11 protein-coding genes are annotated in these 13,927 nt (G+C 69.4%); 2 read left to right on the top strand and 9 right to left on the bottom strand.

The genetic code is table 11. From position 1 onward, the window contains the following. Positions 1 to 194: 194 nt before the first annotated feature. Both ABZ656_RS50910 and ABZ656_RS50915 read right to left on the bottom strand, forming a co-directional pair. The gene (locus ABZ656_RS50910) at positions 195 to 728 is read right to left on the bottom strand and encodes an alkyl hydroperoxide reductase (protein WP_101400409.1); all 534 of its coding nucleotides are present in this window, start codon (positions 726 to 728) and stop codon (positions 195 to 197) included. Positions 729 to 734: 6 nt separating this feature from the next. Continuing rightward, entirely contained in the window at positions 735 to 1,289 is a 555-nt protein-coding gene (locus tag ABZ656_RS50915) for a peroxiredoxin (protein WP_054235005.1), read from the bottom strand. A gap of 233 nt (positions 1,290 to 1,522) precedes the next feature. On the opposite strand from ABZ656_RS50915, the gene ABZ656_RS50920 reads away from it, so the two are divergent. Next, on the top strand, positions 1,523 to 2,476 hold the full coding sequence (locus ABZ656_RS50920; protein WP_360278565.1) for a LysR substrate-binding domain-containing protein: 954 nt from the start codon (positions 1,523 to 1,525) through the stop codon (positions 2,474 to 2,476). A 22-nt stretch (positions 2,477 to 2,498) separates the two neighbouring features. Here the strand turns inward: ABZ656_RS50920 and ABZ656_RS50925 are convergent, their stop codons facing one another. The 5 genes from ABZ656_RS50925 to ABZ656_RS50945 all read right to left on the bottom strand — a co-directional run bounded on the left by ABZ656_RS50925 (position 2,499) and on the right by ABZ656_RS50945 (position 7,707). After that, positions 2,499 to 4,847, bottom strand: a complete 2,349-nt coding sequence (locus ABZ656_RS50925) for an FtsX-like permease family protein (protein WP_360278568.1) — start codon at positions 4,845 to 4,847, stop codon at positions 2,499 to 2,501. Then, positions 4,844 to 5,530 (bottom strand): ABC transporter ATP-binding protein, encoded by a 687-nt coding sequence (locus ABZ656_RS50930; protein WP_095852792.1) that lies wholly within the window; start codon positions 5,528 to 5,530, stop codon positions 4,844 to 4,846. Before ABZ656_RS50930 ends, ABZ656_RS50925 begins: the two co-directional genes overlap by 4 nt. Then, positions 5,527 to 6,051 carry a PadR family transcriptional regulator gene (locus tag ABZ656_RS50935; protein ID WP_101400410.1) on the bottom strand — a complete coding sequence of 175 codons (525 nt, stop codon included), beginning with the start codon at positions 6,049 to 6,051 and terminating at the stop codon, positions 5,527 to 5,529. Before ABZ656_RS50935 ends, ABZ656_RS50930 begins: the two co-directional genes overlap by 4 nt. A 436-nt stretch (positions 6,052 to 6,487) precedes the next feature. Next, a complete protein-coding gene (locus tag ABZ656_RS50940) occupies positions 6,488 to 6,760 on the bottom strand; it encodes a hypothetical protein (RefSeq protein WP_101400411.1) in 273 nt (90 codons plus the stop codon). After that, entirely contained in the window at positions 6,757 to 7,707 is a 951-nt protein-coding gene (locus ABZ656_RS50945; protein WP_101400412.1) for an SPFH domain-containing protein, read from the bottom strand. The genes ABZ656_RS50940 and ABZ656_RS50945 overlap by 4 nt, the downstream gene beginning before the upstream one ends. A gap of 356 nt (positions 7,708 to 8,063) precedes the next feature. Here ABZ656_RS50945 and ABZ656_RS50950 point away from each other — a divergent pair, with 356 nt between their 5' ends. Next, positions 8,064 to 10,364, top strand: a complete 2,301-nt coding sequence (locus tag ABZ656_RS50950) for a transglycosylase domain-containing protein (RefSeq protein ID WP_360278573.1) — start codon at positions 8,064 to 8,066, stop codon at positions 10,362 to 10,364. Between the two features lie 63 nt (positions 10,365 to 10,427). Here the strand turns inward: ABZ656_RS50950 and ABZ656_RS50955 are convergent, their stop codons facing one another. Continuing rightward, the gene (locus tag ABZ656_RS50955; RefSeq protein WP_101400414.1) at positions 10,428 to 11,891 is read right to left on the bottom strand and encodes a catalase; all 1,464 of its coding nucleotides are present in this window, start codon (positions 11,889 to 11,891) and stop codon (positions 10,428 to 10,430) included. A 133-nt stretch (positions 11,892 to 12,024) separates the two neighbouring features. Next, complete coding sequence (locus ABZ656_RS50960) at positions 12,025 to 13,809, bottom strand: ATP-binding SpoIIE family protein phosphatase (protein WP_360278576.1); 1,785 nt, start codon at positions 13,807 to 13,809, stop codon at positions 12,025 to 12,027. Positions 13,810 to 13,927: the final 118 nt, after the last annotated feature.

Genomic DNA, 13,927 nt, shown 5'->3' on the forward strand with positions numbered 1-13,927 from the left:
GCCGGGGCGCAGCCCCGTGCCCCAGGGGCGCGGGGTACCGCGCGCCAAGCCCCCGTTCACCCGCGGCCAACGAACCCCCCGGGGGTTTGGGGGCGGAGCCCCCGGGGATGGGACGGGCAGGGGCGGCGGGGGCGAGAAACGAAGGCCCCGCCCACCCGACCAGGGTGAACGGGGCCTGAGTAAAGCGGCGGAGGTTACTCTGCGAGGACGGCTTCGGCGTCCAGCGTCGTGGCGACCGCCTGGATCACAGAAGCGATCTTGAACGCCTCCTGGATCGTCTCCCGGTCGACGCCCGCCTTGCGGAGCACCTGCTCATGGGAGTCAAGACACTGACCGCAACCGTTCACCGCGGACACCGCCAGCGACCACAGCTCGAAGTCGACCTTCTCGACACCGGGGTTGCCGATGACGTTCATCCGCAGACCGGCCCGCAGGGTCCCGTACTCGGGGTCCGACAGCAGGTGCCGCGTGCGGTAGAAGACGTTGTTCATCGCCATGATCGCGGCAGCCGACTTGGCGGCGGTGTACGCCTCCGGCGACAGCTGAGCCTTCGCCTCCGGCTCCAGCTCCCGCAGCACCCGCGGCGACCGCGCCGCGATCGCACACGCCAGCACCGTCCCCCACAGCTGCTGCTGCGGAAGGTCCGAGTTGCCGATGACCGAGCCGAGGTTGAGACGCAGGTCCTTCGCGTAGTCCGGCAGGGCGGACTTCAGTACGTCGAGGGCCATGGAGGGTTACTCACCCGCCAGGAGCGCCACCGGGTCGAGGGTGTTCTCGCCCTTGGTCCAGTTGCACGGGCAGAGCTCGTCCGTCTGGAGCGCGTCGAGGACCCGGAGGACCTCCTTGGGGTTACGGCCGACGGAACCGGCGGTCACCATGGAGAACTGGATCTCGTTGTTCTGGTCGACGATGAACACCGCACGTTTGGCGAAGCCGTCCTCGCCCTCGATGCCGAGGTCCCGCATGAGCTCGTGCTTCGAGTCCGCCATCATCGGGAAGGGCAGGTCACGCAGATCGTCGTGGTCCTTGCGCCAGGCGTGGTGCACGAACTCGGAGTCGCCGGAGAAGCCGAGCACCTGGGCGTCACGGTCGGCGAACTCGTCGTTCAGCTTGCCGAAGGCCGCGATCTCGGTCGGGCACACGAAGGTGAAGTCCTTGGGCCATGCGAAGATCACCTTCCACTGACCCTCGTAGGTCTTGTGGTTGATCTGCTGGAACTCCTCGCCCTTCTCCAGCGAGACACAGGCGGTCAGATCGAACTCGGGGAACTTGTCACCGACAGTGAGCACACGCTCTCCTTGCAGCGAGGAAAAGCCCTTTTTGGGGGCGTTTCCCGGGGGTTGGACGATGCTGATGTTGGCACATGCTGCATTGATTACGGAAATAGCTACACTCGGTCGTGTTGATCGAATGCGACTATCAGTGACTATGAGTAAGAGGTACGGCCATGGCCAGCCCGATGGGCAACGCAAGCTCCAAGGGCCCCATGAGTGGCAAGGGCCCCGTGAGTGGCAAGGGAGCCATGAGCCTCAAGGGGAACGGGCGCCGTCAGCCGAGCCTCGCCCAGCTGCGCGCCTTCGCCGCCGTGGCCGAACACCTGCACTTCCGTGACGCCGCCGCCGCGATCGGCATGAGCCAGCCCGCGCTGTCGGGCGCGGTCTCCGTCCTGGAGGAGACGCTCGGCGTGACCCTCCTGGAGCGTACGACCCGCAAGGTGCTGCTCTCACCCGCCGGCGAGCGTCTCGCCGTACGCGCGAAGGCGGTACTGGACGAGGTCGGCGCGCTCATGGAGGAAGCGGAGGCGGTACGGGCGCCGTTCACCGGGGCGCTGCGCCTCGGCGTCATCCCCACCGTCGCGCCCTACCTCCTGCCCACCGTCCTCAACCTGGTCCACGACCGCTACCCGGACCTCGATCTCCAGGTCCACGAGGAGCAGACCGCCAACCTCCTCGACGGGCTGACCTCCGGCCGTCTCGACCTGTTGCTGCTCGCCGTTCCGCTCGGTGTACCCGGCGTGACCGAACTCCCGCTGTTCGACGAGGACTTCGTGCTCGTCACTCCGCTCGACCACTCGCTCGGCGGCCGGGAGGGCATCCCCCGCGAAGCCCTGCGCGAGCTCAACCTGCTCCTGCTCGACGAGGGACACTGCCTGCGCGACCAGGCCCTCGACATCTGCCGGGAGGCGGGCCGGGAGGACGCCCCGGTCACCACCACGGCTGCGGGCCTGTCCACCCTGGTCCAGCTCGTCGCCGGCGGACTCGGCTGCACCTTGCTGCCGCGCACCGCCGTCAAGGTCGAGACGACCCGCAGCAACCAGCTCCTGACCGGCTACTTCGCGGACCCGGCGCCGACCCGCCGGATCGCACTGGCGATGCGCGCCGGGGCCGCGCGTGGCGGCGAGTACGAAGAACTGGCCGCCGCGCTCCGAGAAGCGCTGCGACCGCTGCCGGTACGGGTGTGGGACCGGGACGCCTGAGCGTCCCGGTCCACGAGCCCCGTCACTCGGTGCGCAGTCCGTCCGGCCGCATCAGCCGCAGCAGTGGCGGCAGGCTGAGTGCGGTCACCAGCAGGACGACTCCCGCGCCGATGCCGGTCATCGACAGCAGGCTCGGCCAGTCCACGCGCACCGAGACGCTCGTCATCTTCTGCAGGACCACGCCCAGGGTCACACCGACCACGGAAGCGAGCAACAGACCCAGCGCGATCGGGATCGTGGTCTGCCAGAGCACCGACAGGCTCAGCGTGCGGCGTCGAGTGCCGAAGGCGACCAGGACGGAGAGCAGTTTCTTTCGCTCGCGCAGCTGTTCCAGCTGTGAGACCAGCAGGCTCGCGCCGATCAGGAACAGGACGCAGGCCGCGCCGACGGACAGGCCGGTGCGGATGGAGGTGTAGCGGTTGTCCTGCTCGGTCGACGCCCAGGTCCAGGCGTGGGCCAGCGGGCTGAGCTTCGCCGTGGTGTTGCGAACGAGGTCGTAGACGTCCGGTTCCGACTGGTCGATCTGCAGGTAGGCGTTGCCCTCGATCGCCCGTGCGGCCCCGGCCGGCAGTGCGCTCGGGGTGAACAGGATGCCGCCGGTCAGACCATTCGTCGCATCCGTGCGGACCCGGGCTGCCTTGATGTCCTGCGGCACGGTCCAGGCGGCCTGCCTGCCCCTGAAGCTATCGGCGTAGGAGGGGTCGATGTAGAGGGTTCGGCCGGGCTTGCCGAGCTTCGGCGCGTCCAGGTCGCTGTCGGGGCCCTTGACGAGGAAGACGTCGCCGTCGCGGCACGTCGGCAGCGTGGCCACCTCGCGCAGCGACGCGCAGTTGCCGACGGTCACGGTCGTGGACGTGTTCGGGTCCCGCTTCCGGTCGCCCAGCGAACCGGAGCCGATCGCGGTGACCTGTCGTACGCCCTTGGTCCGCGCGAACTGCTCGCGGGCCTGGTCGAGCGGGACGTCGTACGGGAGGCGGATCTGCATCTGCGCCCGCTGGAGGTCGTTCGACGTGTCCTTGGTGTAGTCGCCCTCGACCCCGGCGAACAGCATTTGCAGGGCGATGGCGCCGGCCACCGCGACCGCGATGCCGTTGACCATGCGGGCCGCCGTTCCGCTGCTCAACTGGAGTCTGCGGATCGCGAGTTGCCAGGACACCGAGCCGGATCCGAGCCGGGCGACGACCGTTTCGACGATCCAGGGCAGCAGCGCCGTGACGCCGATCAGGAGCAGCAGGACACCGCCGATCACCAGGTACTGGTTGAAGTTTCCGCTGGTGTTGCCCTTGCCGATCATCGGGTAGAGCATCGCGAGTCCGCCGATCGGCAGCAGCAGTCGCCACCGCAGTCGGCGCCGCGCGGGCTTGGCCGCACGGACCACTCCGAGCGGCTCGATGACGACCCCGCGCAGTGCGAGCAGGGTGACGAGGACCGCGGCCGCGGGCACCGCGACGGCGACCAGGGCGGCCAGTGCGGGCGTGGGGTTCAGATAGCTCGGGAACACGCTCTTGCCGAAGATCTCGACGGATCCCGCCAGTTGACGGGCCAGCAGGAAGAAGACCGTGCCGAAGGCGAGCCCGAGGACGGCGCCCGAGAGGGCCTCGCCCGCGGCGATCCGCCGGGTCATCCGGCTGTCGGAGCCGACCAGGCGCAGTGCCGCGAGCCGCCGGTCGCGCCGCTCGCCGCCGAAGCGCACGGCCGCGGCGATGAAGACACCGACCGGCAGCAGCAGCACCACGAAGACGACGATGATCAGGAGGAGGAGTACCGGGTCCAGTTTGTCGGGCGGTCCGAGGGGCTCCCCGAAGTGGTCGATACGGGTCACTCTGGAGCCGTCGATCCTCGGGGCGAGGTTGTCGGCGCCCGCGTAGAAGCTGAGTTCGTTCGCGCCGACGAGACCGGGCTCCCCGATGGTGCCGATGGTGCGGTAGGGCAGCCGCTCGCGCAGCAGTTTCCCGCTGCCGGACTTCAGCAGGTCCGCCAGCGCGGGGGAGACCACCATCTCGCCCGGCGCCGGGATCTTCTTCACCCCCGGCGGAAGCGGCGCCCGGGCCCCCTCGGGTTGCACCTCGCGTCCGCGGATGTCCTTGTCGCGGTAGGTGTCGTCGACGGCCGCGACGAGAAGGGTCCGATCGGACGCCTCGGGTATGCCCACATCGGTGAACGTGATGTCCGTACGGGCCTTCTCGCGGTCGCTGCGGGCCTGGAGCGCACTCGGCAGCGCCGTGGTGAGCAGCAGCAGCGCGACGCCGAGCCCGACCCCGACGGCCGTGAGGACCGCACGCATCCAGCCCTCGCGTCCGCCGGTGAAGGCGAACTTGGCGCCCATGGCCAGGTCTCTGGACCACTGCCGGACGCTGGGAGCGGCGCTCATACGATCCGCTCCATGTCGCGGGACTTTCCGTCGCGTACGACGATCTCGCGGTCCGAGTAGGCGGCCACCCGTGCCTCGTGCGTGACGAGGACGACGGCGGCGTTGGTCGAGCGGGCCGCCTCGGTGAGCAGATCCATCACGCGTTCGCCGTTGAAGGAGTCGAGTGCTCCGGTGGGCTCGTCCGCGAAGAGTACGCGCGGGCTGGTGACCAGTGCCCGGGCCACGGCGACCCGCTGTCCCTGGCCGCCGGATATCTCGCCCGGCCGCTTGCCCTTGAGGTCGTCGACCTCCAGCCGTTCCATCCAGGACAGGGCGGTTCGCTCCGCCTCCTTGCGCCCGGTGCCGTTGAGCCGCAGCGGGAGGGCGACGTTCTCGACGCAGGTCAGTTCGGGAACGAGCTGCCCGAACTGGAACACGAACCCGAACTCGCTGCGCCGCAGCGCGCTGCGCTGGGCGTCGTTCATGGTCGCCATCTCCTGGCCGTTGTAGACGATGGACCCGGAGTCCGGTGTCACGATGCCGGCCAGGCAGTGCAGGAGGGTCGACTTGCCGGAGCCGGAGGGGCCCATCACGGCGACGACCTCGCCCGGGTGGATGGAGAACTCGGCGCCGTCGAGGGCGTTGGTGGGGCCGTACGCCTTGCGCAGGTCGTGCGCCGTGAGCAGGGAGCCTGCGGGGGTCATCGGGTTACCGCCTCGGCGAGTTTTTCGAGGCGCGCGGCAGTGAGCTCCAGCCACCGCAGGTCGGCCTCCAGGTGGAAGAGGGCGTGGTCGCAGATCAGCTGGTCGGCGAGGTCGCCCTTGCGCTTGCGGTCCGTCAGGATGCGCATCATCCGCAGGTGCTCGGACCGCTGGGTGTCGAGGATCTCGGACGCGTCCCGGTGCGTGAGCAGTGCGAGGACGACCTTCGTGTAGAGGGTCGACTGCAGATACGGCTCGGGCTTCTCCGGCGTCGCGAGCCACCGCTGTACGTCGGTGATCCCGGCGTCGGTGATCGCGTACCGCTTCCGCTCCGGGCCGCCGCCCGCCTCTATCCCGTCGACCTCGACGAGTCCGTGCTTGAGCAGCCGCGACATCGTCGAGTAGACCTGGCCGTAGTGCAGCGGCCGGTCGTGACCGAACTTCTCGTCGAAGGCCCGCTTCAGGTCGTAACCGTGACGGGGCCCGGACTCCAGGAGTCCTAGGAGGGTGTGACCGATGGACATGCCGAGCACTCTACACACGGCGTATACACCGCACGTATACACACCGCGAATAGATCATGGTGAACCCCACGTACGCGCAGGTCACCCCCGATTGTCACGGTTCCGTCACCACGATTCCCCCGCCCCCGCCGGCCCTACCCGCCCCACCCGGGGGGCGAAGCTTTAGGGGCGCGAGGAACTGCGCGCCCAGCCCCTGCCGGCTTGCAGCCGAAGGTCGACCCCCGGTCCTTGGGGGTGCGGGGAACTGTGTGTGCCCCTGCCGGCTTGCAGCCGAGGGTCGACCCCCGGTCCTTGGGGGTGCGGGGAACTGTGTGTGCCCCTGCCGGCTTGCAGCCGAGGGTCGACCCCCGGTCCTCGGGGTGCGGGGAACTGCGCGATCACCCCCACCGGCTCGCAGCCGAAGAACCACACCCGGCCCCCAGGGGGCCGTCGTGGCCTACTCCTCCGGTTCCCCCGTCGCGGAAGCGGCCGGTCGACCCCGCCGAGGAATCGGCCCCGCCCCACCCGGCAACCGCCCCGCCTCCGCAAGTGCCCGCCGCAGCAGATACTCGACCTGCGCGTTCGCCGAGCGCAGCTCATCCGCCGCCCACCGAGCCAGCGCTTCATGGACGAGCGGATCCAGCCGCAGCAGAACCTGCTTGCGCTGCTGCGGCTGCCGCTGCGGCTGTGGCCGACGCTCGGGGACCGACCCCCCGGAGGGATCCGTCACTGGTAGAGGGACCCCGTGTTCAGGACGGGCTGCGGAGCCCGGTCACCGCACAACACCACCAACAGGTTCGACACCATCGCCGCCTTCCGCTCGGGGTCCAGCTCCACAATGTCCCGCTCGGTGATCCGGGCGAGCGCGGCCTCGACCATCCCGACCGCCCCGTCCACGATCTCCCGCCGCGCCGCGACCACCGCCCCGGCCTGCTGGCGCTGAAGCATCGCGGAGGCGATCTCGGGAGCGTACGCGAGATGCGTGAAGCGCGACTCGATGATCGAGACCCCGGCCGCCTCCACGCGCGCGTGCAGTTCGACGGCGAGCTTCTCGGTGATCTCCTCGGCGTTGCCGCGCAGCGAGAGACCGTCCGCGTCGTGGGCGTCGTAGGGGTACTCGATCGCGATGTGCCGTACGGCCGCCTCGGTCTGCGTGGCGACGAACTCCAGGAAGTCGTCGACCTCGAAGGTGGCCTGCGCGGTGTCCTCGACCCTCCAGACCACGACCGCGGCGAGCTCTATCGGATTGCCGTAGGCGTCGTTGACCTTGAGGACGGCGGTCTCGTGGTTGCGTACCCGGGTCGAGATCTTCGTGCGGGAGGTGAAGGGGTTCACCCAGCGCAGCCCGTCCTGGCGGATCGTCCCCCGGTACCGCCCGAAGAGCTGGACGACCCGCGCCTCACCGGGCGCCACCGTGTTCAGCCCGCACATCGCGATGAACGCGGCGAGGCCGATCAGGATGCCGGGAACGATCAGCGCGGCCTTGGCCCCGCCGGCGTCGACCGTCGTGGCGGCCGCGATCAGGCCGGCGCCGAGCAGCAGCCCGACCAGCCCGAACAGCAGCGCGAGCCCGCCGCCGATGCTGTGCGCGGCGAACTCCCGTACCCGCGGGTCGGGCATCCGCGGCACATCCGCGAGAGAGGTGGCGTCGCTGGGAGTGGAGTCGTGTTCCGGCATTGGGGCCCCCCGTTTTCGTGCGGCGGAAGCCCGTATGACTCCCACCCGCCCAAGGCCATCCAGGCCTATCTAAGTGATATCACTTTATCCGGCCTGGCAACCTTCCACCCCTCCAGCTCGTCGGTTGAGATGGGGCGGATGCGAAGTCCTGAGTAGTACGTGCTGATTGTCACGTCCGCAAAAGACCGGATCGACAGCCCTTTGTCATAGCGCGTGGTGTTAGTTTGCTGAGCCGACCTCAGCGGCGAACCTGTGTGACGCGCGAACACGAACGCGACACCCGAGCGCGTGAGTGAACGCGGCAGGACACGCGTACAAGAGAGCGCGACACGAGAGCGAGCGGAGCGGACGCAGCCATGGGACGAGCGGAAGAGAGACGAGCGCGGCAGCACGGTGGCCGCCGCGCGGCGGCCATGCCCTCGTCCGGAGGAAAGCCCCGCCGCACCGGCATACGCCGGTTCGTGAACTGGAAGACGATCCTCGGCACCTTTCTGGGCTTCTGCCTGCTCGGCATGGGCGCCTTCATCGTGCTCTACATGGTCGTCTCCATACCCAAGGGCAACGCGGACGCACAGCGTCAGAGCAACATCTACAAGTACAGCGACGGCAGCACGCTCGCCCGCACGGGCAAGGTCAACCGTGAGATCGTCGGCCTGGACAAGGTGCCCAAGGACGTCCAGAAGACCTTCGTCGCCGCGGAGAACAAGTCCTTCTACAAGGACGCCGGCGTCGACCTCAAGGGCACGGCCCGCGGTCTGATCAACACCCTGTCCGGCAAGGGCAAGCAGGGTGGTTCGACGATCACCCAGCAGTACGTCAAGAACTACTACCTCACCCAGGACCAGACCGTCACGCGCAAGCTGAAGGAACTGGTCATCGCGCTGAAGGTGGACCGTCAGCAGACCAAGGACGACATCCTCGCGGGCTACATCAACACCAGCTACTACGGCCGCAACTCCTACGGCATCCAGGCGGCGGCCCAGGCGTACTACGGCAAGGACGCGAGCGAGCTCACGGTCGAGGAGGGCGCGTACCTCGCCTCGCTGCTCCAGGCCCCGAGCCAGTACGACTGGGGTGTCGCCACGCCCACCGGCAAGCGGCTGGTCACGGCCCGCTGGAACTACACCCTCAACAACATGGTCGAGGAGGGCTGGCTGTCCGCCGCCAAGCGCGCGACCCTGAAGTTCCCGACCCCGCAGGACCCCAAGGGCGTGCCCGGCATGGAGGGCCAGACCGGCTATCTGGTGGACGCGGCCAACAGCGCGCTGGCCAACCGGCTGGTGGCCAAGGGCGCCGCCGCCAACTACGAGGACGCCAAGGCGCTGGTCGACGCGGGCGGCTGGACGATCACGCTCAACATCGACAAGAAGAAGCAGACGCAGCTGGAAGTCGCCGTCAAGACGAAGCTCACCGGCAAGCTGGACGCCAAGAAGCGCAGGGTCGACGGTGATGTCGAGGCCGGTGCCGCGTCCGTCGACCCCAAGACCGGCAAGGTCGTGGCGATGTACGGCGGCGAGGACTACTTCAAGCACTACGTGAACAACGCGACCCGCCGCGACTACCAGCCCGCCTCCACCTTCAAGCCGCTGATCTTCGCGGCGGCCCTGGACGAGCAGGCCAAGACGCAGGACGGCCAGGACATCACGGCGGACACGGTCTACGACGGCACCAGCGGTCGCTCCGTCAAGGGCAGCAGCATCGGCTTCGCGCCGCCCAACGAGGACGACCAGAACTACGGCGACGTCACCGTCCAGACCGCGATGAACAAGTCCATCAACTCCGTCTTCGCGCAGATGGGCGTCGACGTCGGAATGGACGAGGTCCTCAAGGTCGCCGGCAAGCTCGGCATGGACACCAAGGGCATGCAGGCGGTCCCCGCGCAGACCCTCGGCACCATGGGCGCGAGCCCGCTGGAGATGGCGGGCATCTACGCGACCCTCGACAACCACGGCCGCAAGGTCACCCCGGCCCTCGTCGCCTCGGCCGAGCACAAGGACAGTTCGGTCGACTTCCCGAACCCGATCGCCGACCAGGTCATCAGCTCCCAGGCGGCCGACTCGGTCACCTCGGTGCTCACCGGCGTGGTCAACGACGGTACGGCCCAGGTCTCGGTGGCCCAGGCGGTCGACCGCAACGACCAGCAGGTCGCGGGCAAGACGGGTACGTCCGACAACAACAAGTCGGCCTGGTTCACCGGGTACACGCCGAACCTGGTCACCTCGGTCGGTCTGTTCGGAGAGGTCCCCAAGGACCGCAAGGACACCGGTGGCAAGGTGGTCAAGCAGGGTACGCAGGTCTCCCTGAAGGGCGCCGCGGGCGGCGGCCGCGTCAACGGCGGTGGCTTCCCGGCCCAGATATGGGCGGCGTACACCTTCAACGCGATGGGCAGCGTCACCACGTTCGACCTGGACACCACCCAGGGCGCGGCGATGGAGCCCAGCACCACGCCGACGATCAGTGAGACGCCGAGCGACACGCCCTCGCAGACCCCGACCACCGAGCCGCCGACGAGCGAGCCGCCCACCACCAGCGAGCCGCCGACCCCGACGTCCGAGCCCCCGACCACCCCGGCGACGACACCCCCGACCACACCGACGGGGACCCCGACCGGCGAGATCACAACACTGGACCCGTTCAACCCGAACAACCAGCAGTGACCGACAAGGGCGCGAAGACCGGTACGGCCGGTCTTCGCGCCCGTGTCGTGCGTTCCGGAGTGTTCAGCCTCCGTTGACGTTGTGGGCGATCCGGTCGCCCAGTTCCTTGTCGATGTTGCGCCAGTACTGCAGGGCGCGGTCCAGGACCGGACGGGAGACGTCGGCCTTCAGGTGGCCGCTGACGTTCGAGACCAGGCGGTCGCGGGCCGCGTCGTCGAGGACCTGGCGGACCATCGTGCCCGGCTGGCCCCAGTCGTCGTCCTCGCGGTGCAGCTTGTACGCCTCGCGCACCAGCTCGCCCGTCGCCTCCCAGCTCGCCGGGTCGCCGAAGCGGGAGAAGTCGGCCGCGGGGCCGCCGTAGGAGTTGGGCGCGTACGGGCGGGCCGCGAGCGACGGCTCATAGCGCATCGGGCCGTCCTTGGCGTACGAGTTCACCGGGGCGTGCGGACGGTTCGGCGGCAGCTGGGCGTAGTTCGGGCCGATCCGGTACCGGTGTGTGTCCGGATAGGAGAACAGCCGGCCGAGCAGCATCTTGTCCGGCGAGGGGCCGACGCCCGGCACCAGGTTGGACGGCTCGAAGGCGGCCTGCTCGATGTGGATGAAGTAGTCCTCGGGGTTCCTGTCGAGGGTCATGCGGCCGACGTCGATCAGCGGATAGTCCCCGTGCGGCCAGACCTTGGTCAGGTCGAAGGGGTTGAAGCGGTAGTCCGCCGCGTCCTCGAACGGCATGATCTGGACCTTCAGGCTCCAGCTCGGCGCGTTCCCGGACTCGATCGACTCGTACAGGTCCCGGCGGTGCAGATCACCGTCCTTGCCGGCCAGCTCGTCGGCGTCCGCCTGGGTCAGGAAGTCGATGCCCTGGTCGGTCTTGAAGTGGTACTTCACCCAGAACTTCTCACCGGCGCCGTTGATCCACATGTAGGTGTGGGAGCCGTAGCCGTTCATGTTGCGGTACGTCTTCGGGATACCCCGGTCGCCCATCAGCCAGGTCACCTGGTGCGCCGACTCGGGGGAGAGGGTCCAGAAGTCCCACTGCATGTCGTTGCTGCGCAGGCCGGTCGCCGGGTGGCGCTTCTGCGAGCGGATGAAGTCCTGGAATTTGATCGTGTCACGGACGAAGAAGACCGGGGTGTTGTTGCCCACCAGGTCGTAATTGCCCTGCTCGGTGTAGAACTTGAGCGCGAAGCCACGCGGGTCGCGCCAGGTGTCGGGCGAACCCTGCTCACCGGCCACGGTGGAGAAACGGGCCAGCATCTCGGTGCGTTTGCCCGGCTGGAAAAGGTCGGCCTTGGTGAACTGGCTGACATCGTTGGTTACTTCGAAGAACCCGTATGCGCCACTGCCCTTGGCGTGCACCACCCGCTCCGGGACCCGCTCCCGGTTGAACTGGGCCATCTTCTCGATGAGGTAGTGGTCCTGGAGCAGGATCGGGCCGTCGGGACCGACGGTCAGCGAGTGTTCGTCGCTCTCCACCGGAATGCCGACGTTGTTCGTGGTGTACGGAGCCTTCTGGGGTGTCTGCGTCACGAGCGTCCTCCCGTCAAGAAGAGAGTCGTCAGATCGCTTCGCTCACCTCAGCAGTCAACTCTGCCGACAGGATGTCGGCAACCGGGCCGCCGTGGGGCGAGGCGGATCGCGTACCCCTCCGCCCCCGGTCCATTCAGCCCCGGTTCAACTCGAACCAGACCACCTTTCCGGTGCTCAGACGCGTGGCGCCCCACCGTCTGGCCAGTTTGTTGACCAGATAGAGGCCACGCCCGCCCTCGTCCGTGGCGCGCGCCTGCCGCAGCCTGGGCAGCTGCGGCACGTCGTCGCCGACCTCGCAGCGCAGCACGTCCGTGCGCAGCAGACGGAGGGTGACCGGGCGTGACGCATAGCGCACGGCGTTGGTGACGACTTCGCTGACCAGCAGCTCCACGGAGTCGCTCATGTCCTCCAGGCCCCAGCGGGACAGCGCCCGGCGGGCCAGGCGCCGGGCCCGGCCGGGAGCCGCGTCCTCCGGCTCCAGGTGCCAGTACGCCACATCGCTCGGCGCGATCCCGTCGAAGCGGGCGGCGAGCAGCGCGATGTCGTCGTCCCGGTCACCCGGACCGAGCATGTCCAGCACCTCGTCGCAGAGCGCTTCCAGCGGTGGCGGATGGTCCGGGCCGGTGAGCTGCGCGGTGGCGGCGAGCTTCTCGCGCAGCTGCTCTATGCCGGTCCACACGTCCCTCAGGCGCGACTCGACCAGGCCGTCCGTGTACAGCAGGAGCGTCGCCCCGGCGGGCGCGTCCAGCTCGACCGCCTCGAAATCCACTCCTCCTACGCCGATGGGCGCGCCCGGCGGCACTCGCAGCACCTCGGCCCGGCCGCCCAGGTGCAGCAGCACGGGCGGCGGATGGCCCGCGTTGGCGATGGTGATCCGGTGCGCGACCGGGTCGTAGACGGCGTACAGACAGGTCGCCATGCGGTCGGTGCCCAGGCGCTGGGCCTGCTCGTCCAGGTGGTGCAGCACCTCCTGCGGGGGCAGGTCGAGCCCGGCGAGGGTCTGCGCGGTGGTGCGCAGCTGGCCCATGATCGCGGCCGAGGTCATCGAGTGGCCCATGACGTCACCGACGACGAGGGCGACGCGGCTGCCCGGCAGCGGGATGGCGTCGTACCAGTCGCCGCCGACCCGCGCGGTCTCCGCGGCCGGCAGATAGCGCGAGGCCAGCCGCACTCCGGTGGGGCGCGGCAGCGTCTCGGGCAGCATGGTGCGCTGCAGCTCGTCGGCGATGTACGCCTCGCGGCCGTACAGCACCGCTTTGTCGATGCCGAGCGCGCTGTGCGTGGCGAGCTGGGCCGCGACCAGCAGATCGTCGGTCTCGAACGCCATCCGCTCGGGGCGGCGCACGAACAGCGCCGCGCCGATCACCCGGCGCCGCCCGCGCAGCGGGGCGAGGATCGCGCGCTGGCCGGTGGGCACGATCAGCTCGTCGCCGAGCAGCTCGGGCAGCGCGGCCCGGGCGGCGGGCGCGTCCGCGAAGACCGGGCGCACGCCGCGCAGCACTTCGGCGAGGGCGCCGCCCGGGCGCACCTCGCACAGCTCGGCCGTCATCGCCGAAAGCTCGTTCGGCTCGGGCCGCAGCGCGGGCATGAAGCCGTTCTCGGTGTCCCGCTCCTCGGGGATCCGGTCGGTGCGCCGCAGCCGCAGCACGAGGGGCCCGGTGGGCCGCTCGTCGCCGACCGGCAGCGGGTCGCGCAGATAGACGAGGATCGCGTCCGAGAAGGTCGGCACGGTGGCCCGGCACAGACCCATGACGATCTCGTCCAGGTCGATGCCGCGGGCGATCCGCCGGGTCGCCGCGCCCACGAAGCGCAGCCGGTCCCCGTCACGCCGCATCGGCATCGGGCCCGCGTGCGGCAGCCCCTGCCCGGTGCGCCGGTCCGTGCCCGTGGAGTTCCCGGACGGCCGGTCCCCGTCCATGCCCGGCTGGGCCGGGATGCCCTCGGGAGCCGGGCGCGGGCGGTGCCGACGACTTCACCGTCCGTGCCCGGCGCAACCACGCTGCCGTCGGCGTTGATGATCCGGATCTCCTGGCCGG

It is taken from the genome of Streptomyces sp. NPDC007095 (genome assembly GCF_040634475.1).
Lineage (GTDB): Bacteria > Actinomycetota > Actinomycetes > Streptomycetales > Streptomycetaceae > Streptomyces.

Coding starts and splice junctions, on each gene's coding strand:
- ABZ656_RS50910 (WP_101400409.1), bottom strand. CDS start 728: ATGGCCCTCGACGTACTGAAGTCCGCCCTGCCGGACTACGCGAAGGAC.
- ABZ656_RS50920 (WP_360278565.1), top strand. CDS start 1,523: ATGAGCCTCAAGGGGAACGGGCGCCGTCAGCCGAGCCTCGCCCAGCTG.
- ABZ656_RS50925 (WP_360278568.1), bottom strand. CDS start 4,847: ATGAGCGCCGCTCCCAGCGTCCGGCAGTGGTCCAGAGACCTGGCCATG.
- ABZ656_RS50930 (WP_095852792.1), bottom strand. CDS start 5,530: ATGACCCCCGCAGGCTCCCTGCTCACGGCGCACGACCTGCGCAAGGCG.
- ABZ656_RS50935 (WP_101400410.1), bottom strand. CDS start 6,051: ATGTCCATCGGTCACACCCTCCTAGGACTCCTGGAGTCCGGGCCCCGT.
- ABZ656_RS50945 (WP_101400412.1), bottom strand. CDS start 7,707: ATGCCGGAACACGACTCCACTCCCAGCGACGCCACCTCTCTCGCGGAT.
- ABZ656_RS50950 (WP_360278573.1), top strand. CDS start 8,064: ATGGGACGAGCGGAAGAGAGACGAGCGCGGCAGCACGGTGGCCGCCGC.
- ABZ656_RS50960 (WP_360278576.1), bottom strand. CDS start 13,809: ATGGACGGGGACCGGCCGTCCGGGAACTCCACGGGCACGGACCGGCGC.